This is a genomic window from Chitinophaga sp. GbtcB8 (genome assembly GCF_019091455.1).
GTDB lineage: Bacteria > Bacteroidota > Bacteroidia > Chitinophagales > Chitinophagaceae > Chitinophaga.
The window spans coordinates 13246-38592 of record NZ_JAGXJN010000022.1 but is presented as its reverse complement, the minus strand read 5'-3'; the positions used below and the strand labels follow the sequence as shown (position 1 = coordinate 38592).

General features: G+C 47.9%; 27 protein-coding genes. 7 read left to right on the top strand and 20 right to left on the bottom strand.

The genetic code is table 11. The annotated features are described in order from the left end of the window. Positions 1-1836, bottom strand: a complete 1836-nt coding sequence (gene treZ / locus KVT36_RS18840) for a malto-oligosyltrehalose trehalohydrolase (RefSeq protein WP_217605010.1) — start codon at positions 1834-1836, stop codon at positions 1-3. Next, positions 1833-3332 carry a 4-alpha-glucanotransferase gene (gene malQ / locus KVT36_RS18835; RefSeq protein ID WP_368670032.1) on the bottom strand — a complete coding sequence of 500 codons (1500 nt, stop codon included), beginning with the start codon at positions 3330-3332 and terminating at the stop codon, positions 1833-1835. Before malQ ends, treZ begins: the two co-directional genes overlap by 4 nt. Positions 3333-3578: 246 nt before the next feature. Between malQ and KVT36_RS18830 the strand changes: the two genes are divergently transcribed. Next, positions 3579-4376 (top strand): glycoside hydrolase family 16 protein, encoded by a 798-nt coding sequence (locus KVT36_RS18830; protein ID WP_217605009.1) that lies wholly within the window; start codon positions 3579-3581, stop codon positions 4374-4376. A 243-nt stretch (positions 4377-4619) separates the two neighbouring features. On the opposite strand, the gene KVT36_RS18825 is transcribed toward KVT36_RS18830, so the two are convergent. The 3 genes from KVT36_RS18825 to KVT36_RS18815 are packed head-to-tail and all read right to left on the bottom strand — an operon-like array spanning position 4620 to position 7534. Beyond that, positions 4620-5381: a ThuA domain-containing protein gene (locus tag KVT36_RS18825; RefSeq protein WP_217605008.1), complete on the bottom strand. Its 762-nt coding sequence runs from the start codon at positions 5379-5381 to the stop codon at positions 4620-4622. Positions 5382-5389: 8 nt separating this feature from the next. Beyond that, positions 5390-6010, bottom strand: coding sequence for an HAD-IA family hydrolase (locus KVT36_RS18820; RefSeq protein WP_217605007.1), 621 nt, complete (start codon positions 6008-6010; stop codon positions 5390-5392). 39 nt (positions 6011-6049) lie between these two features. Further along, the gene (locus tag KVT36_RS18815) at positions 6050-7534 is read right to left on the bottom strand and encodes a PLP-dependent aminotransferase family protein (RefSeq protein ID WP_217605006.1); all 1485 of its coding nucleotides are present in this window, start codon (positions 7532-7534) and stop codon (positions 6050-6052) included. Between the two features lie 85 nt (positions 7535-7619). On the opposite strand from KVT36_RS18815, the gene KVT36_RS18810 reads away from it, so the two are divergent. Both KVT36_RS18810 and KVT36_RS18805 read left to right on the top strand, forming a co-directional pair. Further along, on the top strand, positions 7620-8534 hold the full coding sequence (locus tag KVT36_RS18810) for a RimK family alpha-L-glutamate ligase (RefSeq protein ID WP_217605005.1): 915 nt from the start codon (positions 7620-7622) through the stop codon (positions 8532-8534). Continuing rightward, complete coding sequence (locus KVT36_RS18805; protein ID WP_217605004.1) at positions 8531-9166, top strand: LysE family translocator; 636 nt, start codon at positions 8531-8533, stop codon at positions 9164-9166. The genes KVT36_RS18810 and KVT36_RS18805 overlap by 4 nt, the downstream gene beginning before the upstream one ends. Positions 9167-9168: 2 nt before the next feature. On the opposite strand, the gene KVT36_RS18800 is transcribed toward KVT36_RS18805, so the two are convergent. From KVT36_RS18800 to KVT36_RS18770, 7 genes are all read right to left on the bottom strand, one after another. Next, positions 9169-10869 (bottom strand): hypothetical protein, encoded by a 1701-nt coding sequence (locus KVT36_RS18800; protein WP_217605003.1) that lies wholly within the window; start codon positions 10867-10869, stop codon positions 9169-9171. A 193-nt stretch (positions 10870-11062) separates the two neighbouring features. Further along, a complete protein-coding gene (locus KVT36_RS18795; RefSeq protein WP_217605002.1) occupies positions 11063-11593 on the bottom strand; it encodes an NADPH-dependent FMN reductase in 531 nt (176 codons plus the stop codon). A gap of 58 nt (positions 11594-11651) precedes the next feature. Further along, the gene (locus KVT36_RS32785; protein ID WP_217605001.1) at positions 11652-12080 is read right to left on the bottom strand and encodes a MarR family transcriptional regulator; all 429 of its coding nucleotides are present in this window, start codon (positions 12078-12080) and stop codon (positions 11652-11654) included. A 43-nt stretch (positions 12081-12123) separates the two neighbouring features. Beyond that, positions 12124-12978, bottom strand: a complete 855-nt coding sequence (locus tag KVT36_RS18785) for a pirin family protein (protein WP_217605000.1) — start codon at positions 12976-12978, stop codon at positions 12124-12126. 20 nt (positions 12979-12998) lie between these two features. Then, the gene (locus KVT36_RS18780) at positions 12999-13415 is read right to left on the bottom strand and encodes an OsmC family protein (RefSeq protein WP_217604999.1); all 417 of its coding nucleotides are present in this window, start codon (positions 13413-13415) and stop codon (positions 12999-13001) included. Between the two features lie 26 nt (positions 13416-13441). Continuing rightward, positions 13442-13747 carry a GNAT family N-acetyltransferase gene (locus KVT36_RS18775; RefSeq protein ID WP_217604998.1) on the bottom strand — a complete coding sequence of 102 codons (306 nt, stop codon included), beginning with the start codon at positions 13745-13747 and terminating at the stop codon, positions 13442-13444. A gap of 1 nt (position 13748) precedes the next feature. Next, entirely contained in the window at positions 13749-14279 is a 531-nt protein-coding gene (locus tag KVT36_RS18770) for an isoprenylcysteine carboxyl methyltransferase family protein (protein WP_217604997.1), read from the bottom strand. 64 nt (positions 14280-14343) lie between these two features. Here KVT36_RS18770 and KVT36_RS18765 point away from each other — a divergent pair, with 64 nt between their 5' ends. The 3 genes from KVT36_RS18765 (at position 14344) to KVT36_RS18755 (ending at position 16468) form a co-directional block, all read left to right on the top strand. Further along, on the top strand, positions 14344-14928 hold the full coding sequence (locus KVT36_RS18765; protein WP_217604996.1) for a Crp/Fnr family transcriptional regulator: 585 nt from the start codon (positions 14344-14346) through the stop codon (positions 14926-14928). A gap of 95 nt (positions 14929-15023) precedes the next feature. Beyond that, on the top strand, positions 15024-15890 hold the full coding sequence (locus tag KVT36_RS18760) for an SDR family oxidoreductase (protein ID WP_217604995.1): 867 nt from the start codon (positions 15024-15026) through the stop codon (positions 15888-15890). A gap of 92 nt (positions 15891-15982) precedes the next feature. Further along, positions 15983-16468, top strand: a complete 486-nt coding sequence (locus KVT36_RS18755; protein WP_217604994.1) for a DinB family protein — start codon at positions 15983-15985, stop codon at positions 16466-16468. A gap of 1 nt (position 16469) precedes the next feature. On the opposite strand, the gene KVT36_RS18750 is transcribed toward KVT36_RS18755, so the two are convergent. From KVT36_RS18750 to KVT36_RS18730, 5 genes are all read right to left on the bottom strand, one after another. Next, positions 16470-17201, bottom strand: coding sequence for an endonuclease (locus tag KVT36_RS18750; RefSeq protein WP_217604993.1), 732 nt, complete (start codon positions 17199-17201; stop codon positions 16470-16472). A gap of 59 nt (positions 17202-17260) precedes the next feature. Then, the gene (locus KVT36_RS18745) at positions 17261-17692 is read right to left on the bottom strand and encodes a DUF983 domain-containing protein (protein ID WP_217604992.1); all 432 of its coding nucleotides are present in this window, start codon (positions 17690-17692) and stop codon (positions 17261-17263) included. 14 nt (positions 17693-17706) lie between these two features. Next, positions 17707-18585: a helix-turn-helix transcriptional regulator gene (locus KVT36_RS18740; protein WP_217604991.1), complete on the bottom strand. Its 879-nt coding sequence runs from the start codon at positions 18583-18585 to the stop codon at positions 17707-17709. A gap of 81 nt (positions 18586-18666) precedes the next feature. Further along, complete coding sequence (locus tag KVT36_RS18735) at positions 18667-19224, bottom strand: NADPH-dependent FMN reductase (RefSeq protein ID WP_217604990.1); 558 nt, start codon at positions 19222-19224, stop codon at positions 18667-18669. An 86-nt stretch (positions 19225-19310) separates the two neighbouring features. Continuing rightward, complete coding sequence (locus tag KVT36_RS18730; RefSeq protein WP_217604989.1) at positions 19311-19709, bottom strand: Hsp20/alpha crystallin family protein; 399 nt, start codon at positions 19707-19709, stop codon at positions 19311-19313. 315 nt (positions 19710-20024) lie between these two features. Here KVT36_RS18730 and KVT36_RS18725 point away from each other — a divergent pair, with 315 nt between their 5' ends. Beyond that, a complete protein-coding gene (locus KVT36_RS18725; protein ID WP_217604988.1) occupies positions 20025-21431 on the top strand; it encodes a capsule assembly Wzi family protein in 1407 nt (468 codons plus the stop codon). A gap of 246 nt (positions 21432-21677) precedes the next feature. On the opposite strand, the gene KVT36_RS18720 is transcribed toward KVT36_RS18725, so the two are convergent. The 3 genes from KVT36_RS18720 to KVT36_RS18710 form a co-directional block, all read right to left on the bottom strand. Then, positions 21678-22427 carry a hypothetical protein gene (locus KVT36_RS18720; protein WP_217604987.1) on the bottom strand — a complete coding sequence of 250 codons (750 nt, stop codon included), beginning with the start codon at positions 22425-22427 and terminating at the stop codon, positions 21678-21680. Positions 22428-22654: 227 nt separating this feature from the next. Continuing rightward, positions 22655-24040, bottom strand: a complete 1386-nt coding sequence (locus tag KVT36_RS18715) for an undecaprenyl-phosphate glucose phosphotransferase (protein ID WP_217604986.1) — start codon at positions 24038-24040, stop codon at positions 22655-22657. Positions 24041-24060: 20 nt separating this feature from the next. After that, the gene (locus KVT36_RS18710) at positions 24061-25326 is read right to left on the bottom strand and encodes a WcaI family glycosyltransferase (protein WP_217604985.1); all 1266 of its coding nucleotides are present in this window, start codon (positions 25324-25326) and stop codon (positions 24061-24063) included. Positions 25327-25347: the final 21 nt, after the last annotated feature.

Here is a 25347-nt window from a genome sequence, read left to right as displayed (position 1 = left end):
TCATTTCATTTCATAAACAATAGCAGACAAGGGCTGTATGGTAATTACGCCACCCGCCGGTACTTCATCCTGCGCTATTGCGCCGGGGCCGTTCCATTGCAGGTGGGCGGAGTCAAACAATTTATGATAGGTTTTAAGTCCTGCAGGGTGATAAGCTTCCTGCTCCTTACTGAAGTTCAGCACAATCAGCAACGCATCCTGCGCATCGTACTCCCGTTCCAGCACCAGCAGGCGCTCATTGATCACAGGGTGTACTTTGGCGCCGTTGCGCTCATGGTATTTTAATGCAGGCCGCTCTTTCCTTAACCTTATCAGGTAGCGGTAACAGGCCAGCAGGGCTGCATTCTCCGGTGTTTGGGTATCCCAGCTTAGTTTGGCGGCATCAAATGTTTCGGGGGCCATGGGGTCCGGCGCTTCGCCGGCTGCATGAAAAGCGGCAAACTCTTTTTTACGGCCTTCGCGCACAGCGCTTACCAGCTCAGTATCTTCAAAAGAAGCAAAAAACGGGAAAGGATTTTTTTCGCCATACTCCTCGCCCATAAACAACAAAGGCACAAAGGGCGATAACAACAAAGCAGCGGCAGACAATTTCAATGCTTCAAAAGGCACCAGTGCGCTTAAACGTTCGCCCAGCATGCGGTTGCCCTCCTGGTCGTGGTTTTGTATAAAGGCCACAAACTGGCTGTAGGGCAGGTGGTCCGGCGCCAGGCCAAATTTGCGTTTGCGGTGTGCGGAGTATTGCCCGGTATATACATATGCATCAGCATAAGACCTGGCCAGCAGATCCAGCTTACCAAAATCTTCATAATAACCATTGGTTTCGCCGGTAAGCTGGCTATGCAGGGCATGGTGAAATTCATCTATCCACTGCCCATGCAAACCATAACCGTCGTTAGCTACCGGGGTAATGTACCGGGGGTTGTTCAGGTCCAGCTCTCCTATGAGTATTTTCTTTTTACCACAACGCTGTTCCAGCCCATGTACAGCAGTGCTTAGCTCCTGCACAAAGTGCAGTGCGCTGCTGTCCCAATAGGCATGCACTGCATCCAGCCGCAGGCCGTCTATATGAAACTCATCCAGCCACATAAGCGCGTTGGCAATGTAAAAAGTACGTACACCATCGCTCCAGGCATCATCATAATTAATGGCCTGCCCCCAGGGCGTTTTATACTTATCTGTAAAGTAAGGTCCAAAGTCGTTAAAGTAATTACCTTCCGGTCCCTGGTGGTTGTATACCACATCCAGTATAACGGCTATGCCTATATTATGCGCAGCATCTACCAGTTTTTTAAGATCGTTAATGCTGCCATAGGAATTTTGTAACGCAAAAGGGTACACGCCGTCATACCCCCAGTTGCGCGTGCCCGGAAACTGTGCCAGGGGCATAATTTCAATAGTGGTAATACCCAGCTCCTGCAAGGCGGGCAAGCGGTCTATAATGCCTTGCAGCGTGCCTTCCGGGCTAAAAGTACCGGTATGCAGCTCGTAAATGATCATCTGTTCCAGCTCCATACCTTTCCACTGATCATCTGTAAAAGTAAAGTCATTGGGGTCTGTAACTGCTGATGGGCCATGCACCCCTTCCGGTTGATGGCGCGATGCAGGATCGGGCCTTTTGCCTTCATCATCCAGCACATAATAATACAGCGTGCCTGCTTTAATATTGGGCAGGGTTATTGACCAGTATCCATCTGCATCCTGCTGCATTTCATGCGTAACATTTTGCTCCGGTAACAGTAAGCTCACTTTATTTTTTAAAGGCGCCCATACACGAAAACGGCATGCGCCATTAGCGTTCAGTATTGCGCCGGGTTGTATATAAATTGCCGTTGTCATTTATTACTCTGCTTTCTGTTGTAAACAATTGTCCATTCTTCCAAACGTGCAGCCATAGCGGCGGTAAACTGGCCAGGCAGCATGCGCCAGCTCCAGTTATTACCTGCTACGGCCGGAGTGTTCATACGGGCTTTTTCATCCAGCCCCAATACATCCTGCATGGGTAAAACAGCATGCTGCGCTACGGAGGCATATACCATTCTGCCCAGTACCTGCGCTACTTCCTCCTCCGTGATGGTTTGCCCCGTGTATAAGCACAGCCGCTCAATGTCCGCGGGGGCAGCATCCTGCCTGAACCATCCGCGGCTGGTATTATTATCATGCGTACCGGTGTACACAAAAAAGTTGGGTGAATGATCATGCGGTATATGCGGGGAAAGGGACATGTCTTCTCCAAAAGCAAACTGCAGCACTTTCATGCCGGGCAATTTAAACTGGTCCCTTAGCTGCAGTACTGCATCATTAATATCGCCCAGGTCTTCCGCTACAAAAGGCATTTCCGGAAAAGCCGTTTGCAAAACATTAAACAGGTCTGCACCTGGCCCGTTCTTCCACTCCCCTTCTACAGCGGTTGGCGCGCAGGCCGGCACTTCCCAGTAATTGGCAAATGCACGGAAATGATCCAACCGTAAAAGGTTGTACCATTCCAGGTTACGGCGTATGCGGCTTACCCACCATTTATAATTTTGTGTTTTTAAAACATCCCAGTTAAATACCGGCATATTCCATAGCTGCCCATCTTCATTAAAATAATCCGGCGGCACACCGGCCACGCCCTGCATATTGCCCTCTTCATCTAACAGGAACAGGTTACGGTTAGCCCACACGTCTGCAGCATTGTAGCTGATGTAAAAAGGCAGATCGCCCAGCAATTGAATGTGCCTTTCATTACAATAGCTTTTTAATGCATGCCATTGTTTATTGAACAGGAACTGCCAGAACTTTTCTTTTTCCTGTAAGGCATGCAGCTCCGGCACATTTGTTTTGGTACTATTACGGTATTCCTTTTTCCATTCATACCAGGGCTGGCCTTTATGCAAAACCGTGAGGGATTGATAGCGTACAAAATCATCCAGCCAGTATGCATGCTGTTTACAAAAAGCCAGGTATGCTTTTTTGATGGCGCTGAATTTTCCTTTACAATAGTTTTCATAGGCCAGCTCCAGCAACCGGGATTTATTAGCATATGCGCTTTCAAAATCAACCATATTATTAGCGGGCAAATGAAAGGATCGCAGCGAGCTTTTATCCAGCAAACCATCGGCAGCCAATAGTTCCGGGCTTATCAGCATAATATTGCCTGCCATGGCGGAGGATGCGCTGTAAGGGGAATAACCTGCGCCGGCCGATGCAGGGCTTAAAGGCAGCAGCTGCCAGATCTGTTGACCGCTACGGTACAGCTGGTCTGCAAAATCCCTGGCAGCAGGTCCAAGATCGCCAATGCCAAAGGGGCCTGGTAAAGAAGTGATGTGCATTAAGATTCCTGCCTTTCTCACGATAGTGTTACATGTGTCTGTTAGTGCACTAAGGGTTCAAAACCAATGCCTAACTGAAAAGAAGGAAATGCAGGTATCTGCTGCTGTTTATACCGATAAAGGTGTAGATAAAAATGCACTGATTGAGGAATATTTTTAGTGTGCTATAATTTGTTAGATAAATGAAATACTTTGTTGCCGACCTATGCCCGTCTGAGCTATTGAACAATTAACGTTAACCATTATTTATTTTTAAAACTTAATCCTATGCATAGAGCCTTTATTCTTGCCGTTACCCTGGCAACCCTGGCAAGCTGTAGTAAAAACAATGATCTGACGACTGAAAAACCGGATACAGCAACGAACACTAAAACAGCAGCGCCGGTACATGCCCTCGCTGAAAGAACCATCAGCTTTAGCGGTATTAACTGGACGGTACGCGATGAAGCAGGCACCAGCGGCCCCGATGATAATTACTGGAGCAGCAGTACCAGTAACGTTTGGGTAGATGCCAGCGGCCACCTGCACATGAAGATCCGCAAGGATGCGGCCACCGGCCGCTGGTACTGCGCTGAAGTTACATCGCAGCAAAGTTTTGGTTACGGTACTTATGTTTGGAAAATTGAAGGCCGTGTAGACCAGCTGGACAAAAACATTGTGTTCGGCTTGTTTAACTACAAAGCGGGCGACGATGGCCATCATGAAGTAGATATTGAATTTGCACGCTGGGGTAACAATGCCTGGCCCAATTACAACTACACCGTGTACCCTTCCAGCGGCGATCCGGACTCCAATGCACACCACGAGTTTGAGCTGGCGCTGAACGGTACGTATACCACGCATACATTTTACCGCACCAGCAGCGCAGTTTCTTACCGGGGCTATCACGGCCATACGGAAGATATCAACAACTCTTTTTTCCCCTGGACCACGCCTGCGGGTTTCCCGGTTAGCACCCTTGCTTTACCGGTACATATGAACCTGTGGCTGTTCGGGCACCAGGCCCCTTCCAACGGGCAGGAAGTGGAACTGATCATCCACCAATTTATTTACAGACCGCTGTAATCGATTACGGCTGATAAGACGGGCATAGTTTCCATATAAAAAGGGGCTGTTTTACCAGCCCCTTTTTATATGGAAAAAGTAAAAAAGTAAAAATTGGTTGGTAGCACTGCATGTATATGACAGTAACCAATATGGGCGTCATTGCGAGGAGCAGGGCGGCAAAAGCGGTAAGAGCGACGAAGCAAACTCCTGCATTGAATTGTATTCATTCAATAGCACCGCATGCCTCCAATTTTTTAACTCTTACTTTTTTACTTTTTCACTGCAATAGAAAATAGCGTTACGGAAAAGCGTAGTGTAGTTTACGTTATTAAACAGCTCCGGCGCATGCCCCATAAAAATATATACATTGCGGGCCTTGTAATGCGGATTGGTCCAGATCACGGGGTGATCGCCCATTTTTTTAGCAGATGCAGGTTTATATGTACCTTCATTTACACTGGCAATTACATGCACATTGGACCGGGGGCTTTTATCATAGGTATACCATTCTTCCTTCTCAATTAAAAAAGACGCCGGTATCCCTTTCATTACCGGGTGAGGGCTATCTTCTACCAGCACGGTGCCATCTGCAAAATCAGGAATATAATCCTTAAAACGGATGCTGCCCATAAAACGGTAAAACCACTGCCACATAGGATAACCGTCAAACTCGCCTAATAACGTAGCATGGTGAAAACCGATCCATCCTCCCTGCCCCGTGTTAATGTATTGCTCAAAAGCCTTTACCGCTTTTTCTTTCCAGGCATAGGGCGGATAATCCAGCTGAATGAAAAGCTGGTATTTTTTCAGATAGGCCGCATCAATACTATCCGTGTTCTGTATGTAGTCAATGGCAAAGCTGCTATCTGCCGCCAGCTGATCTAACCATACCCGCGCAGCTTTGGAATAAGCAATATGATGCCCGCCATTTTCTGCAATGGCCAGTACGCGGAAACGGGGGTTTTGTGCGTGTACCTGCAACAGTAACAGCAGGGCACAACCCGTAAGCAGGAGTTGTTTCATTTTTTCGTTTACAGCGGGAAGCCCCATTTAGCCAGCATTTCCCGGGTAGCAGCATAGTTTTCGTGCAGCAGGCCGTTAATGCCTAAGTTCTCCGCCACGGATACAAACATGGCCCGGTCTTCTATATAGATCACTTCATCTGGTTTTACCAGCGCAATATCCAGCGCAATGCGGAAAATATCTGCATCCGGTTTGCGGAAGTGTACAAAACAGGAGGAAATAAAGAAATCTATAAACTTATTCAGTCCAAAGGTGCGGATGCGGTATTCGTTCAGCTCCCGGCCTTCATTGTTTACAATAGCCAGCTTTAACTTGTACTTCTCCTTGATCTGGCATATCATTTCAATCATTTCCGGGTAAGCTTCCGTACGGCTGTACATAAAGTCTTTGAACTGCTGCCTGGAAAAAGAGCGGTGCTCATAAAATACAATACGGTCCAGGTATTCGTCCAGGGTCAGCTTTCCTTCCTCGTACGTATCAAAGGTGAGGTGATGGCGTTCTTCAAACTCTACCAGGTCCAGTGAAAACTCGCTGGCAGCCAGTTTGCGGGCAGCACGGTCCCAGCCGTTGCTTAACAGTACGCCGCCAATATCCAGGAACAATGTGGTGATGGGAGATTTTTGTTGCATGATTTTAAAAGTAATAAAAATCTGAGAAATGCGGGGCAATTATAAGCTGCTTAACACCCGCTTTAATTTTAGTACGGCCTGCCCCATCTCTGCATGCTGAAAGCCGGTAAAGCCTAACAGTAAACCCTGTGGTTGTTTAAAGCGGATGGTAAAGTCCTGCACCGGGTGCACAATAATATTGGCGGCTGCCGCTTTTTGCAGCAGCAGCTCCATATCGCAGGGCTGTTTTAACCAGCCAATAAGATGGATGCCTGTATCAGAAGGCGCAATGGTAATGTATTTGCCCACCTGTTTTTCCAGCAGCTGCAACAGCTCCTCCTGCTGCTTTTTATACAGCGTGCGCATTTTGCGCAGGTGCCTTGCAAAGTGCCCTTCGTGCATGAACTGCGCTACAATGGCCTGGTCTATCACCGGGCTTTGCCGGTCAATGGTGGATTTCAGCATCTTGAACTGTTTGGCCATATCTGCCGTGGGCAGCACCATGTAACCGATCCGCAATGCCGGGAACAATACTTTGCTGAAAGTGCCGATGTAGATCACATGTCCCTTATCATCCAGTCCCTTTAAAGCAGGCACCGGGCGGCCATTGTAACGGAACTCGCTGTCATAATCATCTTCCAGGATCCACATCTGGTTTTTGGCGGCCCATTGCAATAACTTTAAACGTTCGCTCAAAGGCAGCGTGCCGCCCAGGGGGTATTGGTGAGAGGGGGTAACGTAGGTTAGCTTTGCATCCGGGTAGTGCTGCATGCCATAATCAATATCCAGCCCATACTCCGTTAACGGCACCGGGCATACGATACCGCCCCAGCGCGTAATAGCCGCTCTTCCGGAGCGGTAGCCGGGATCTTCCATCCAGCACTGGTCTCCCTTTTTTATCAGCAGCTGTGCAGCCAGGTTAATGGCCTGCCGCGATCCGTTCACGATCAGGATCTGGTCAGGCGAGCAAACAATAGAGCGGTTCACCCGCAGGTAATCGGCCAGGGCCTGCCGCAGTGGTAAATGCCCCTGTGTATCCAGGTAACCCAGGTATATCTTATGCAGGTTGCGGTAAATGTTAGCTGCTATGCGCGACCATACTTTAATGGGGAAATGCTGCATGTCCATTACGCAGCTTTGAAAAGGCAGCGGCGGTTCCAGGGAGCTATCGCTCAGCAGGGTGTTTTCAGCCAGGGAAGCATCTTTATACTTCACCGTATTTGCCAGCATTGTTTTCTTTTGTACCGGCGCCGGTATGTATTTGCGTTGCACATTATCCAGCTGCATTACATAGGTGCCATCCCCTTTTTTACCCTCTAAAAAACCTTCCAGCATCAGCTGGTCATATGCCTGGAATACGCTGTTGCGCGATACGGAGAGCTCCACGGAAAGCGTGCGGGTGGCCGGCATGCGCTCGCCTGCTTTCAGGTGCCCGTTGAAAATGGCCTGTTTGATCTGCTCATAGAGCTGGGAGTACAGCGGCATGCCATCCTGTTTGTTCAGGCGTATAAATGGCATAAAGATCTGGGGAGAGGTTTTACTCATAATGGCCCTGTTAAAATTCTCAAAATGGCTCTTTTTCCAATGCCAATATACAATTACTTTTGTTTTGCATTACAAATGAAACGCCATGAAGATTGCATACGTGTGTTACGAAACACAGGAAAAATATGTTATTGAAACAATGGAAGATGAAGAAAGCCTGCTGCTGGTTTTCCTCTCCAATAAAGGCCTGAATATAGAACGCGTTATCTGGACAGATACCGCTGTGCGCTGGGATGCTTATGATCTGCTGCTGGTAAAAGCGCCCTGGGATTACCATGAAAAAATTACGCAGTTCTACCAATGGCTGGACCAGGTTGCGGCGTTAAACATTCCCATGTTAAACCCGCAGCACATTATAAAGTGGAACAGTGATAAACATTATTTAAAAGAAATGATTGATGCTGGTTTCAGCGTTATTCCTTCCGCCATCATAGAAAACGGAGCGCCCGCAAGGCTTGCTCCGTTTTTCCAGCAATTCAACACAGAGCAGTTAATCATAAAACCCTGCGTTAGCGCCGGCGCCAAAGAAACCTTTACAGTTACGCCGGGTAATATGCAGGAAGTACAGCAACGCTTAACCGGCCTGCTGGAAAAAGAGGCTTTTATTGTGCAGCCTTTTATAAAGGAAATTGAAACCGAAGGGGAATGGTCGTTCATTTTCTTAAACGGGCAGTTTAGCCACTGCGTGGTAAAACGCCCGCGCTCCGGCGATTTCCGCGTGCAGCCCATGTACGGCGGCACCACGCATACTACTATCCCCAACCCCTTACATGTACAGGAGGCGGCTGCTTTTGTGCAGCATTTTGCCAAAGGCTGCCTGTATGCCCGGGTAGATGGGGTGGTGATCAACGGAGTGTTCACGCTTATGGAGCTGGAGCTGATAGAACCTTACCTGTTCCTGGGCGATGTACCTAATGGATATGAAACTTATTACAATGCTCTAATGTTTAACTTAGCCCAGCGTACTGCTTCTTGCACCTTACAACCCTCTGAGCCATGATCCCCTTATCATCCCTTCTGTTGTTTATGCTGGCCGCCTTTGTAATGGTTATTACACCAGGGCCTAACATGATATACCTGATATCCCGGTCTATTACCCAGGGTAAAAAAGCAGGGCTTATTTCCTTATCCGGCGTGGCCTGCGGCTTTTTGTTCCATATTGTGCTGGTATCATTCGGGTTAACGGCTATCTTATTTACGGTTCCCTATGCGTACATGGTATTAAAAACAACGGGCGTTATTTACCTGTTATACCTGGCCTGGCAGGCGGTAAAACCCGGCAGCAAAAGTGTGTTTGAAACGCAAAAGGACCTGCAGGCAGACGGGCCGGCTAAACTGTTCAGTATGGGGCTTTTCACCAATATGCTGAATCCCAAGGTGGCGGTATTTTATCTCTCCTTTTTCCCGCAGTTCATTAAACCGGAGTATGGCAATTTGCTGGCACAAAGCCTGCTGCTGGGTTTTACCCAGCTATGCGTCAGCTTTACAGTAAATGGCTGTATTATTTTACTGGCATCGCGGGTAACCAAATGGTTTGCGGCTAATCCTAAATGGGTGCGGGTGCAGAAATGGTTTATGGCCAGCGTGCTTTCCGGCCTGGCGCTGAAAATGGCGCTGGATAAGGGAAAATGATCCTATAAATGATGATCTGCAATTACCCCGTTAACCAATAAGTTGTGCTGCTGCTTCACCACTGTTCCACCAGCCGGGGTACTTACCAGCACAGCCGCAGTAAGCGGTGGCAGTACCAGCTCATAATTCCCCTGTACTGTTGCTGATATAAAATCATGGATAACGGTATTGTACAAACGTACCGGCTTATTTCCCACAGCTATTTGTACTGTTTTTGTTTGCGGGTAAGGGTTATAATACAGGAAGGTTGGATAGGCTGCATCCCTGAAAAAGTCTGTTGCCAGTAAGTTCAGCTGTAAAATACCAGGCACATTGGTATTGCGTATAATGCTGCCGAAAATGCCCACATGCCCGCTGCCATATACGCTGAACTGGGATACATCCGGGTTGCCCGGCGCCCATAACGGGCCATCGCCCTGTGCTACCGGCGCCTGTAAATGCGCATACTGCGGGTAAGAGGACGAATGTATAATACCTTCATACCCTATTACTCCTTTGGTAATGGCTGCCTGCTGTGGAATGGTTTCATGATCATCCGGCATGTACTGCGTGTAAAAGAAACGGGCTGCATTGGCTGCATGTAACATCCATTTTCCCATGGCATTGGCATAAGATGCATCATAACGCACCAGCGGCATCAATGGCCAGGCAGCATCAAAGGTGTTCATTAAAAAACCATAACCGCCGCGGTCCTGCGTATTACCTACAATACCGGAAATATCCAGCCCGTTCCAGCGGCCTGCCAGCACGCCCCAGCCACTGCGGCATTGGGCAGTGCCATCAAAACTCCATTCCAGGAATTGCTGAACGTTAAAATGTGTACCCTGTTCTGCATTTAAACGCGCCGCCAGGTAAGCGGCAAAAGGCATAAATATTTCGTAAAAAGTATTGCTGCGCTGCTGTTCCAGTGTTTGTAATGCATGTATAGCGCCGTGCAGATAACGGGGATCCCCAAACTTTTTATAGGCCGCGTATAGTACGTATGCGTGGCCTGCAGCAGCATCGGGCTGTTTGCAGATGGTATTTTCTTTAGGCTGCAGCTGGGCATAATCGAAAAAGGAGTGATTGTAGTTGTCCTGTAATACAGAATCTGCCTGGTAAAATTTTTCTGCAATGCGGTGCGCCAGCGTATCAAAACCCGGTTGCGCTGGGTAGCGGTCGTAAATAGCGTAGAATAACAGGTTGGGATATACGTCGTACCACCAGTCGCGCCCGTAACCGCCGCCCAGCAGCGCTACTTCCGGGCAGGTATTGTTCATCATAATATTCCAGCCGGTTTCCCGGTTAAAATAATTCTTAAGCATGCCCACATAATTCAGGCCCTTGCTTTTATCAATGCCCACCAGCGTAGCACCCAGGGTGGCCCCCATGGTGGCCAGCGCTTCATGGAACATGCCTTTGTTGTGCGTGCCCTGCCGCTGATCATCCAGCGCTGTAAATAAACCTACTACCGGCTGCGGAAAATTATGGCCGCTGCTATCCCACCATACCAGGGGCCAGTGCGCACCGGTGGCATGAAAGTCGTACACGGTGCTATCAAAACGGCGGGCCATGGCATACCAGTCAATGACCTGTAAAGGCTGGGGAATAGCGGGCATACTGTCTATACGCGCCAGGTGCTGCTGTATTACGGGAAAGCTTGCATTTTCCTTACAACCTGTTGCCAGGCTTACACCCAGGAGCAGGTAAAGTAATTTTTGCATACGTGGAATTTGGTAATAAGATAATTAAAATTCGCGAGGCACTTACTACCATTTACAACACAAAAAAAAGATGCCTCAAAAATAAACGAAGGATTGTTTAAACAACGGCCTGTCTCCATCAAGTACCCGAATAAAAAGGGCGTCTCTTATTTTCGAGACACCCTCCACTGCTGATCGTATTTACCAGCCTGTTTTACCCGGCGCTGCGCATGGCCTGCTTCTTTTCATCCACTGCTTCAGACAACCACAGGAATCTATGCAGGAACTGGGTTGTTTTATCTTCAAACGCTTTATCTAAAATTTCACCGGCTGCATTGATCTTTTCCTGCACCACCGGTACCAGCAGCATAGTTGGCAACGGGAAACCATACAGTGCCAGTATCAGCTGCTGCATTTGCAGGGCAGCCCGAATGCCACCCATTGGCCCGCCGCTTACGCTTACCGCGCCAATAGGCTTTTCTATAAATACGGAACGGTCTATCTCTTCTGTGGCTCTCTTTAAAGCGGCAGCATAACCGCCGTGGTATTCCGGCGACACAAACAGCATAGCATCTGCTGCAGCCAGCTTACTGCCAATATTAGCCGGTACGCTGTTGGCATCTGCGAGGTCTATAATAAAAACTTCATGTGCAGAGAGTGTACGGATCTTATTTTCCAATGCCAGCGCTACTCCGTGAGAACGCCTTCCCTGCCGGATGCTGCTGGATATAATTGCAATTTTCATATTCAGGAGGTTTAAGTAAATAATTATATAGTCGGCAATGTATTTATTCAAAAAAAAGCTACTCGAGGTTCTTCATCACTTTTTGCAGCAGCTCATCCAGGGTTTTTCTTTCAGTAACAGATAAACCCTTTACCGTTACATCATCCAGCTCCCCGCCTATTTTGCCGGCCAGCTCAAGCGCGGCCTTACCTTTGGCTGTGAGGTAAATGTGGGAGGAACGTTTATCTTCCTGGTCCGTTACTTTTTTAATCAGCCCGTTTGCCTCCATACGCCGTATCATGGTGGACATGGTGGCCTGCTGTATACAAATTTTTTCTGCCAGCTCCGTCATACTTTGCCCGTCCTTCTGCCACAGGCGGTACAGCAAAAAATCCTGCCCTTCGTAAATATTTACGGCGGACAGCATTTCGTTCTTCTTGTTGCGCCTGCGTTTGCAGATCTCTACAAACAGGAAGCCAATGCCAGTGTAGTGCTGATTTTCTTTCACGGAATAAAGGTAGGAAAAAATACATAGCCGGCATAATAATTTCTCAATAATCCAGCACCCCAAACTTCCCTTCCTCAAAATCCCTCTCCGCCTGCGCAATCTCTTCCGCCGTATTCATCACAAAATTACCTTTTGCCGCCACCGGTTCATCAATAGGCAATGCAGACAGGTACAGCAGCTTTGCATCCACAGTAGCCGTTACCGTTATATCTGTATCCGCTTTGCTAAACACCACCAGGTGATATTTTTCCACCGGCTGCTGGTTCACGGTAACCGTGCCATCCAGTATGTACAACAATGTCCAGTTGCCTTCCGGCGCTTCAAAGGAAACATTTTTACCGGCCTGCAAGGTGCCGAAGATGGAGGTAACCGGCGTAAAGGAAGTAATAGGTCCGGTAAGCCCCTTGTAGGTACCGCTGGCCAGCCGCAGATCTGTACCTGCTTCCGTGGTTATAGCCGGCATTTTTTCATGGGTGGACTGCTGGTAAAAAGGTTCGCCCATTTTATGCTGTGCCGGTACATTTATCCATAGCTGCACCAGCTCATAGGTGCCGCCTTTTTGCAAAAACTCTTTGGTAGGCCCTTCGCTATGCAGCAAGCCGCTGCCGGCAAACATCCACTGCACCTCTCCTGCTTTCAGCACACCGCTGTTACCCAGTGAATCTTTATGGTACCCCTCACCCTGGAATAAAAAGGTAACCGGTGCAAAACCCCGGTGCGGATGCGGGTGCAAACGTTCCGGCGGGGAACCGGCCGGGTAGCTTTGCGCAGGCAAATGGTGCACTACAATAAAAGGGCTGGCAAAGCGGAAATCCTTATGGGGCAGGGATTGCAAAATGGTTTCTTCACCAATGCTTTTAGCCCGGCCTTCCAGTATATGTTCAATTCTCTTTTCCATGGTAAAATATTTTGGTGTTATTACAGGCCGTCCATAATAGTCACAATTTCGCTGGGTTTGCTCAGCAGCTTGTGAATGGGGCAGGCTTTGGAAATTTCCAGCAGGCGGGTGCGCTGGCTATCATCCAGTTCCCCCGTTATCGTTACCTCGCAAAAAAAGGTATTGTTGCCGGATGGCATCTGATCGCCTTTCACCAGGTCTACTTTTACTTTAATAGTATCTACCTTCCATTGTTTGCGCTGTACGTACATGCGCAGGGTGATCACTTTGCAGGAGGCCAGGGCCGTACATACGTAATCGCCTGGTGCAGGGCCGGTATCCATACCGCCCACTTCCGTCAGCTCATCGGCCAGCAGCTGGTGCTGGTGTACCTTAATATCCGTTGAATAATTAGCGCCGGTGTTAACCGCTTCTGCAGTAGCTATGATCTTTGGCAAAGCAAATTGTTTTGTACAAGATACAATTATTCCGCAGCTGCTTCCGGGTTCCAGATATCTGCATAATTTTCCGGGTGGCGCTTGAACTGTGCATGCACATAGGGGCATAGCGGCACCACCTGTAGCTGATGTTCCCGCGCATAAGCCACCAGCGCATCCAGCAGCTGCCTGCCATAGCCCTTGCCTTCTGCCTCCGGCAATACTTCTGTATGGTAAGCGGTGAGCGCCTTACCGGCTATGCCTATCACCATTTCTCCCATTTGCTGCTCACCTTCCAGCACGTAAAAAGCGCCATGCTCTTTTTTATTGAGCCTGATCTTAATTTCTGCCATATTAATAGTTTTGAAAATGCTCTTTCATTACCGCTTCTTCCTGCCGTATGCGGGTAATTAATGGTACCAGGTATATTACCATTCCCACGCCTAACGTAACCCATGCATGCAGGAACACTGCAATGCCTATCAGCTCCGGTATCACATTCAGGAAGTAGTTCGGATGTTTTATGTACTTAAATAAGAATGAGTGGTTGAGTACATGATGTGAGGCAGGCGCTATGATCAGCTTCACCGTCCATACATGGCGTATGCTATAGATCACATAATACAGCATAAGGATGGATAACACATAAATGCCCAGCCCCGCAAAGCTAATGGTATCAAAGAAAAAAGCGCCCTTACGGCCGCCTTCAATAGCCGCGGCAATGTAATAGGCAAAGTGCGCCAGCACCAAAAAAGCGGAGTTCCTTTTACCATATTCCACGGCGCCCATCTTTTTTAGTTTACGTTCATTACCGGCAGAAATAAAAACGGATAACAGGCGGATAAATACAAAGGCATAAAAAATGAGGAGTGTGGTGGCTTCCATGGGTACTGCTATAAGTCTTGCGCAAAGGTAGCCAAAAAATAGTTTAACTTAGCGCCCAGCCTCTATGTACGACATCCTGTTAACATACATTAGCCAGCGTGCAGTTACGCCCATTACAGCGGAACAGGCAGTTCTTATCCGCGATGCCTTCAAACCTAAAAAGCTACGCAAAAAACAATACCTGCTACAGGAAGGGGATGTATGCAAATACTTATCCTTTATGGTAAAAGGCGCTATGCACCAATACTCCATAGATGAAAAAGGCAATGAACATATAGTGCGTTTTGGTATTGAGCAATGGTGGATGGCAGACCGTGAAAGTTTTGAAATGCAAACCCCTACCCGGTATAATATTGATGCCTGGGAAGAAACGGAGCTGTTACAGATCTCACGCCCCGCTTACCTTTCCTTACGCGATGCTGTACCGGCTGTTATGGAAATGACACAGGAGCTGGACAAACGCGGTTCCATTGCCGCACAAAAAAGGATCCAGGCCGTGATCAGCTACACCGCTGAAGAAAGGTACCTGGACCTTTTGAAAACACACCCTTATTTCCTGCAACGTTTTCCGCAGCATATGATCGCCTCTTACCTGGGTATTTCCGCTGAAACCCTGAGCCGCATCCGTAAACAAGCGCTTTCTAAGTAGATCTTCTTGATAAATGTCAAGCCCTTTTCTTGTTATTTGTCATTCCTAGGCCCCTTGCTCCCGGCCTACTTTTGTGATGTAAAAAATCGATCACAATGTCAAAAACAGTTTTAATTACCGGTGCCAGCACGGGTTTCGGTAAGCTCAGTGCCATCACCCTGGCCAAAGCCGGCCATACCGTTATAGCAGCCATGCGGGGCACCACCGGTAAAAATGCAGCCGTAGCACAGGAGCTGGCAGCGCTCCCCAACATTCATGTGGTGGAAATGGATATTACCAGCGATACATCCGTACAGAACGCCATACAACAAACGCTGGCACAACATGGTAAAATAGATGTGCTGGTGAATAATGCAGCTGTTACTGGTTACGGCGTACTGGAAGCTTATTCGCTGAACCAGGTGCGGGAAATGCTGGATGTGAATTTATTCAGCGTGCTGCGTACCTACCAGGCGGTGCTGCCATCCATGCGCGAAAAAAAGAACGGCCTTATCATCAATGTTACCAGTGGCGCCAGTGGTTTTACCATGCCTTTTATGATCCCTTACTTTATTTCAAAATTTGGTTTGGAAACCATTACAGAAGGTATACAGGAAGAGCTGAAAGCATTTGGTATTGAAAACGTATCCCTGCAGCCGGGCGTGTACCCCACGGAAATGAACAATGGTACCAAAACAGGTGTAAATGCAGACCGCCAGGATATTGTAGCTGCTTATGGCGAAAGCTCTGCACAGGCCTTTCAGTCATTAGGCACTGCTTTGTTTGGAAAGATGGCCGCCTTTAAAATGGATCCCCAGGTGATTGCAGATGGTATACTGAAGCTGGTGAATATGGAAAAAGGAACGCGCCCCTTACGTTTCCCGCTGGATGCTATTGCACAGGGTACTGACCAGGAATTTATTGATAGCCGCGCCGCTATTAAAAAACGCTGGTTAAGCGCCTATGGTTATCAGCCTGCCTGATAAAACCAGGCTTATTGCAGCAAACGGGCAGCGTTCCCGTTTTGCTGCATATAAAAACTTTCTTTTAACTTTCCGGCCTAAACCATATAAGAATGGAACAATCACAGTTATTTATAAAGATAGCCCTGCATGCATGGGAAATGAACATTAAACGCACCACCGCCATCTTCGATAGCTTAACAGATGAGCAGCTGTTAACAGAAATAGCACCGGGCCGTAACCGCGGTATTTATATACTGGGCCACCTGGTAGCTGTGCATGACATGATGCTGCCCCTGCTGGACCTGGGCCAGCGGCAATACCTGCAGCTGGATGAAGCCTTCATTTCCAACCCGGACAAAGCCATTACCGATCTGCCACCCGTGCAGGACCTGCGCGCTTACTGGACCAGCATTAACCAAATATTAAGGGAACAGTTTAATAAGCTCACACCGGAAGAATGGCTGCAAAAGCATACTATGATCTCAGATGAAGATTTTGCAAAGGAGCCTCACCGCAACCGCTTAAGCGTATTGCTGAACCGTACCAATCATAACGCTTACCACCAGGGACAGCTGGCATGGGCTAAGAATAAATAGCTTATTGATACAGCTCCTGGCAGTTATTGCAGAAAAAACTACGGCGGTTGGTTTTGCCCAGGTGCTGCTTTACCAGCGGAATATTGCAGCGCGGGCATGTCTTTTTCGTATGTGCCAGCCAGTGCTTTTTTAATACAAACGCTTTTTTCCATTCCAGGAAATCATAGCTGTACTGCACCGCTTCCTTGATCAGCAGGTTGAGCTGTTTGGCTGGCAGCTTGCCAATAATGCTAAGGGGGTGCACCTGTATGCGGAACAGCACTTCATTTTTAATAATATTGCCGGAGCCTGCAAAAATATCCTGGTTCAGCAACGCATCACAGGCCAGCATATCCGGCACGGCCAGCAGCTTTTTCTTTGCTGCTTTAGCGTCCCAGCTTTCGCTCAGCACATCAGCGCTCCAGTCATACACCTCATCTAATGGTTCGGTGATCAGCTTAATGGAGCAGGCATATAAATTCAGGGTACCATTTTTAAACTGCAGGTACAGGCGGGGCGTTGTTTGCTTTTCTTCGCTGATCAGGTAAGAGCCGAATAACAAAAAGTGTACGCGAATGGTGAACTTGGGAAAACAAATGAGGAAATGTTTGCCCCAGCTTTTAAAATCCTTTACTACCTGGCCTTCCAGCTGGGGTAATTCCAGCCGGGTATTGCCCCCGGCACTTATTACTTTTTTGCCTTTGAATAGTTGTACTGCTTCCTTTAATATTACAATGGACGGACCTTCCGGCATAATTTGCGTGTTTTGGCGTACCGGTATGTACACAAAAGGCGCGCCAGCACTAACCGTGCTTAACCGTGCGCAATCTTATCCGTATACCAGTTCCTGTCATAATACACAAAAAAGGAAAGCCATATAATACGGGAAAGGCGCATCAGCAAAGGCTGCATCAGTACCAGCAGCACGGCATTCACGCCTATCCACCAGAACAGGCGGTTATCATTTACGGATAAACCTATCAGCACCCACCAGGCAATAAAGCTGGCTACACTAATGGCTACAGATAAAGCATAGCTCACATACCCGGTGCCAAAGTAAAAACCGGTTTCCGGTTCTGAAGGCTGCCCGCATACATCGCAATATGTTTTCATTTCCATGAAGTTCTTTAGGTTGTAAGGGTTGCTGTGCTTATATAATTTACCGGTACGGCAGCGCGGGCATTTATTCTGCAATACGCTCAGCAGCAAATTAGGCTTGTTGGGATGATGTTCATGGGCACACATAGTATCTGGTATTTTTAATGACTGAATTGTTTACGGAATGCTTCCGGTGTTAGCCCCGTGTTCTTTTTAAAGAACCGGTTAAAGTAGGAGTTATCCTGGAAGTTAAGATGATAGGCAATTTCTGTAATGGTAAGCTCCTTATTCACCAGCAGGCGCTTAGCTTCCAGCAGCACACGGTCGCGGATCACTTCACCGGCGGTTTTACCCAGCAGGTCCTGGCACAGGGCATTCAGATGATTAGGCGTTATGTACAGCAGCTCCGCATACTCTTTAGGCAAACGGATGGTGTTGTAATGCTGGTGAATGAGCTGCTGAAAATTATTCAGCAGTAATTGTTTCTGCGGCGGTATATTATGCCGCACGCCTGTAGCGGTGCTGCGCTCCAGCTGAATAAAGAATTGCAGCAGGTAAGTGCGTATCATATCCAGCCCGCTCTCCCGCGGTTTTTCCAGCTCCTGCAGCATATGCTCAAACAGCTGTACCACGGTTTCCCGTAAGGCCGCCGGGATCTTTAACACGGCCGCTTCACTATCGCCTTTAAAAAAGTCAAAGCGCGCCAGGTATTGCTGATCATTTAAAAAGGATTGAAAAAAGGCCTGTGAAAAATGCACCAGGTAACCTTCTACCCCACCCTCAAAATGCCAGCTGTGTACTTGTCCGGGTATCATAAAATATACCTGGTACGGCTGCACGCTAAAGTGGGTGAAGTCAATCGTGTGCGTACCGGCTCCTTTGGTGAACATTACCAGGTGATAAAAGGAATGCCCGTGCTGGCTGTGCAGGTGCTGATGTTTTTGTACATAAGGGCCCAGGCGCTCCATCAGCAGGTCCTGCTGGGTATGACCCGGAATGATGCTGTAAATATCATATACCGGTATCTTTGTCTTTGCCATGGGTGATTGCTTTTGTACACAGCAAAGGTACAAAAGGCTCCGGCCTAACCGTAGGATCAAACAGGGTTCCTATGGTACTTTTTACTGATCCGGGGTATTTTCCCCGGCTAGGAGAGCGGTAAAAGCAGTGACCAGTTCTGCTACTGCGGTTTGGGTAGCCGCATCCGTAATATTTCCATTGCCATCCACCTTTCCCTTTACCCCGCGTATCAGCAGCTGGGTAGCATCCGTAAAGCGGGTTTCTATTGTTTTCATCACCAGCTGCAGGGCTTCATGCGCTTTATCGCCCATGGCCGATGCGGTAATAAGTGCCACTGGCTTGCCGGAAAAAATGGTGGTGGATACCATCCATTCCAGCGCATTTTTTAAACTGCCCGGTAAGGTGAACACATATTCCGGTGTGCAGATCACTATCCCTTTTGCAGCCTGGATCTTATTACGGAATATTTGTACCGCAGGTGGCGCAGGTGTTACATCCAGGTCAGGGTTAAAATGCGGTAAGGTGTCTATGGCCTGGTAGATCTCTACCTGCAGCCGGCCCTCGGCCAGGGAGGCAAAGGCTTTCAGCAATTGCAGGTTAGCAGAATCTTTTCTTGTACTGCCGGAAATAGCCAGCACTTTATATGGATGGGCGTTCATGCCGTAAATGTAAACATCCTTTCAAATAAAAACAGGCAGCAGCTTTTACGCCACCGCCTGTTTGCTTTTACAGGATTGTTACCGGCTTAGCTAACCGGTATAATGTGCTGCGTAGCTTCCCTGCCGGCTATTAAGGGCAGGGTTACCTGCAATACGCCGTCCACATACTTTGCAACGATGTTTGCTGCATCAATGGACTCGTTCAGCGTAAAGCTGCGCTCAAATCCCCCGCGGCTGTATTCCCGCCGTACCCAATCCGGGCGCGGAAAACCATCCGGTGGCGTGTAGGAAACAACCAGCTCGTTGCCCTTCACCTCCAGGTGAAAATGTTCCCGGATGCGGCCCGGGGCAAATACCAGCATTTCGTAGCTGCTGTCTGTTTTGTAAATGTTCACAGCAGCTCTTTCCATTGAGCGGATAAGCAGGTGCCGGTTCCTGCTTCCGTAGTGTTGGCCTTTTGCGGCCCATGACTGATGGTAGTTCATGTTGTACTTTTTAAAAAGTAAATAATAGTACTTCCCTTTGATGACGATTGAGCAGCAGAAATATTTTTTTCCGTTATTTCCCCGTAGGGTAGCGGATTTTAACGCATTGGCCCGCTTCTTGATTGTACTGGTTCGAGTAATTGAATTGCTGCAAATCCCTGCTAAATTGCCGCGTAGTATCAGATACTGTATTCGTTCATGCAGCGCAATAACACAAGCAGATTTTAACTAACGCCCATACTAACGACACTGAAAAACCGGAATAATTTTATGAGACGGAACACCCTTCTGTTGACTGTTTTATTGTACCTGTTTATGGCACCTGTGCACGCACAGTTCCTGGATTCGCTACTTATTCAAGTAGGCACCACAGGTACTTTTGCCACTAAAGACTACCAGCCTTTGTGGATCACTGCACAACATTACGGCGCATTAACAGACCGTAAGTCAGACCTCTCTACCCAGGTAGGCTTCAGCAATATGCATGTGCTGGGTAACAATGATCAGTTTTACATCAAGTACGGCGCATACCTGAACAACAATGACCACTTTAATAAAGTGTTCTTCCAGGAAGGCTACCTGAAGCTGGGTTATAAGAACCTGGAGCTGCGCGCCGGCCGTTATAACGAGATCATTGGCGAAGTGGATCCAGACCTTTCCAGCGGCTCACTGGGCGTAAGCGGCAATGCGCTGCCCATACCGCAGATCGGGCTGGCATTAACCAATTACGTGGACATTCCTTATACCAATGGCTGGGTACAGTTCAAAGGCCAGATCAGCCATGGCTGGATGGGCGACCATAACCAATTCGTACGTGATGCCTGGTATCACCAGAAAACCCTGTACTTACGCGTAGGTAAGCAAAAGCTGAAAGTAGGCGCGGGCATAGAACACTTTGCCGTATGGGGCGGACACCGGGAAGGCTTACCTAAGCTGGATAAATCATTTGGCGGTTTCTGGAACGTATTGCTCGCCAAAGAAGCCAATGACGGTAGCGTGGCAGGTGATATACTGCCTAACCGCGCCGGCGATCACCGCGGGGTAATAGAAGGTACTATTGACTGGGAAAATGATGTTACCGGCATACATGCCTACATGCAAATGCCTTTTGAAACAGGCCAGGGTATTAACATCCGTAATATAGACCGCCTCTGGGGTGTAGCTTATACCAATAAACATGAAGATTCCTGGCTGAAGAAGGTAGTAGGTGAATTTATTTACACCAAACAAATGAACGACTGGTACCTGATACGCCTGCGGGAAAGTTATTACAATAACGGTATTTACCTTACCGGCTGGGAATACCAGGACCGTATTATAGGTACCCCGCTATTCACCGACCGTAAAAAGGCCAGCGAATATTTCCCGGGACACATTAATGCATTTGACTGGAGCGCGCCCGTTGATTCGTTCAGGGGCAAAGGCTGGAACATTGTAAATAACCGCGTGGTAGGCGGGCACCTGGGTGTTATGTACACCATTGCAAAAACAGTGAATGCAAAAACGCGCCTCACCTTTACACAGAATTATGGAAATGCTTTACCCGGCGTATTCTCGCCTTCCAAATATGAGTTTTACGGTTTGCAGGAATTCAGCTACCAGCTGCCTTCCATTCCGCTGACCGTACGTGCCGGCCTGGGCCTGGACTGGGGAGAGCTGACGGATAATGTGGGAGGGCTGCTGGGGGTTACCTGGTCATTTGACCGCCGAACGCGGGAGTGATGGAATGTAAAATCATAAATGTAAAATGTAAAATTATAAAGTGAATGCAGCGGCCGGGGTTCCCGGTATCGCTGCATTTTACTTTTACATTTATGATTTAAAATTTTACATTTTACATTCTTTTAATAACAATACATTGGGTCAAAAAGCAAAAGCCGATGCAATTATCTGCATCGGCTTTTGCTTTTTTATTCTAAAGATTTAATATTATCGCAGTACTGCGTTCAGCATTCAGCATTAAGCCTCTCACAACGTATAAACCGGGCGGTACGGGATCTTCACCAGTATCTCCACATTCTTCCCTGCCTCTACCGTTACATCGAAGCTGCCTTCATGCAGCTCTGCAATATAAGAGATCAGGTAATGAATGCGCTGGTTCAGCATTTCTGTATCAAAATGCAGCTTGCCGCTGTCGTACGGTTTGTCGTACGATGAAAAGAAATAGCTGGCTGCATTGGCAGAAAAGCTGCCTTTGATCTCAAAATGATTTTCCTCGAAAATAAACCGCATTTCCGGCGACTCATTCGTAGGTGAGTTCTTCATCATCCAGAAAAAGATGTTCAGCACCATCTGCTTTATCAGGAACTCATCCACATAAGCATCTGCATGCTCCCTGTGCATCTCCATTTCCACGGTAGATCCAAAGAGCGTGTCATACGGCTCATCATGCATAAAGTTGCGCAGGAAAAAAACGATGCTTGTTAAGTTCTTTTTGGGTTCAAATGACTTATTTAAGATATGTTGAATGATCCTGACATTTTGCAGCTGGAACTCCAACTCTATCACCTGCGATTTAATGGCGCCTGCCTGCCGCGTTATCTTTCCGCTGGTCGCTTTCTCTCCCTGGCCCGGATTGCTGCTATTGCCACCATACAGCTCAATAAGCTCTACGCTGGACAGGATGCTGGACAGGATCGATTTCAATTCGTGAAAAATATCTTCGATCAAGCCTCTGCTTCCCAGCAGATCAAAACGATTTAAGGGTGAAGCTTTCATTGTCAAACCCGGATTTCTTGTGCCCAATGTTAAATGATCTAAGTGAATAAAGGGTTACTATATGGTTCCCGCTTCCATATCAGAATATAAACAATAATCTTCCCGTTTTTATTTTACTGCAAGTTTGCATCTTTTTAAAAAAATCATGCTACTGAAACAAGTACAATATACTGTTTTTTACGTTTATATGCCCGCTTTTTACTACTCATTACAAGGCGTTCGCCTTGCTAGAATGCATTTTTATCGCCGCGCACAGTATTCATTACAGTCATAAACATGATGCGCAGATCCAGGTATACAGACCAGTTCTCCATGTACCATATATCGTGCTCAATACGTTTTTTCAACTGGTGTTCTTCGGTAATTTCTCCCCGGAAACCATTCACCTGCGCCCAGCCGGTAATACCGGGTTTCATGAAGTGGCGCACCATGTACTGCTGAATAATACGGGAATATTCTTCCGTATGGCGTAGCATGTGCGGGCGCGGCCCTACAATAGACATATCGCCCAGCAGCACGTTCAGGAACTGCGGCATTTCATCCAGGTTGGTTTTGCGCAGGATGCGGCCAATGCGCGTAAAACGGTTATCGTCCCGCGATGCCTGCTTTTCATTCGCATCCTTGTTCACCTTCATACTGCGCAGCTTCAGGCAGCGGAAGGTTTGGTTGTTACGGCCCGTGCGGTGCTGAATGAAAAAGATAGGCCCTTTGGATTCCAGGCGTATCAACAGCGCCAGCAGCGGGATCAGCCAGCTTAGAATAAAAATGGTTACCAGCCCGCTCACCACAATATCAAAAATGCGTTTGCGGATGCGGTTGGCAATATCATCCAGCGGTTCGGAACGCAGGGAGATAATTGGAATATTATTGAAATAGTCAATGTATATCTGCCGGTTCACAAACATGCGGAAGTCCGGTACAAAACGGAAACGGATAAAATGTTTTTCCGCCTCATGCGCCAGCGTGTACAGATACGGGAACTGCTCCGGCGACAGCGTAGAATAGATCTCACGGATGTTATTCGATTTAGCATACGGCACACAGTCTTCCAGGTTCCCGATCACCGGGTAATAAGAAAGCTCATGCACTTTGCTGTACTCTTCAAAAAAACCTTCAAACTGCAGGTTGCTCTTTACATCCAGGAAACTATCCACCAGCCGCTTGGATACATCATTGTATCCCAGTATCACCACCTTCTTCTGAATAGCTTTACTGCGCAGAATGTAATTGGTGACCAGGTAAAACAGGAAACGGTTAATGAGCACCACCAGCACAAACAGGGAGCAGTACAGGATCACGAAAATGCGTGAGTACAGCAACCGGTTCAGGAACAGGTAGGCCAGCAGGAATAACAGGAACAGGAAAATACCCTGTAACGTTTTACGCGCCACCCGCTCGTACGAGAGCTGCTGGCTGGCAAAATAAATACCGGTGGTATACAATGCTACCATCCAGGCAATATTGGCGCCCAGCAAAAAAGTATCTACGTCAATATGAATGGCCAGGCCGTTTTGACGCAGCCAGGATCTTACCAGGTAAAAAATTGCATTCAGTCCAATAAAGTCCAGCACCACGATCTGGATGCTGCAAATTTTGAGATATCGGTCTAACATATAAAGATGTTGTCAAGGTTCTAATTTTCACTGTTCACTACCGCTTGTTCAAAGCGCGACATTATTTTGCCTATCGATAAGTAGGTTTCCGCGTATTCACGCGCATTCCGTATAATAGTAGCTGTATCTGTATTGTCAATAGCCTGGTGCATGCCCTCATTCAGCGCTTGCTGGTCTTCCGCATTCACCAGCACGCCCATATTGTAACGGGCTACCAGCTCATACAGGCTGCTGCCTGGGTTAGCGGTGATCAGCGCCAGCCCGCCCACAGCCAGTATAGTAGTTAGCTTGGACGGCATTACCAGGTCGCTGGCATTAGCTTTCTGGATCACTAAATGCACATCCGCCATGTTCAGGAAGCGGTTGAACTTTTCAAACGGCTGCAGCGGAAAAAAGATCACCTGCTGCAGGCCCATGGCAGCTGCCTGCTCTTCCAGCTTAGCTTTATACGGCCCTGATCCGCAGATCAGGAACTTCAGCTCTGGCCGGTTGGTAAAGGTTTTGGCCGCATGCAGTATAGCTTCCAGCCCCTGCTTTTCACCAATGGCGCCGGAGTACAAAATGATCTTATCTGTTGGCGCAAAACCAAATTCCTGTTTCAGCGCAGCCCGGTTTTCCAGCGGGTGGAACAGGGATACGTCCACCCAGTTGGGGAAGAAGAAAATATCCTTCCCTGCTTTTTCCTGTATTTTACGCATCATACCATCTGAAATACTACTTACAATATCCGCCTGCCTGAAAATGTACCGCTCTACGCCAAACAACATTTTGATCAGCGCTTTGGATTTTATCATGTTCAGGTCGCGTGCAGCTTCTATCTGCATATCCTGTATGTGGTACATTACCTTGGCGCCGCGGAACTTTTTGTATAACACGGCCAGTAATCCCAAATGAAAGGGGGGCACCACCGCAATCACCACATCAAACTTTTTCCCCGGCAGCAGCTGCATTACTTTAAAAAAGGCGCTCAGTGCAAAGGAAAAATCCAGCAGCATTCTTTTAGCGCCGGAGGGCGCTGCAGGCACATACTGCGGGCAGCGGTGCACGCTTAGCTGCATACTGCCATTAACAGCAGCAGGTACTGCCAGCTTTTCCTTTTTATACCAGGATTTACCCTTATCATACGGTGGTTGTACTTTCCACTGCGGATAGTAGGGGTAAGAGGTAACTACCGTACAGTCGTAACCGTTAGCTGCCAGCCAATGCATCATTTCGCCATTATATTTCCCGATACCGGTAGGTTCGGGTGCAAAATTTCCACCAATAAGCAGTACACGTTTTCCCATATATTTTTTAAAAAACTAACA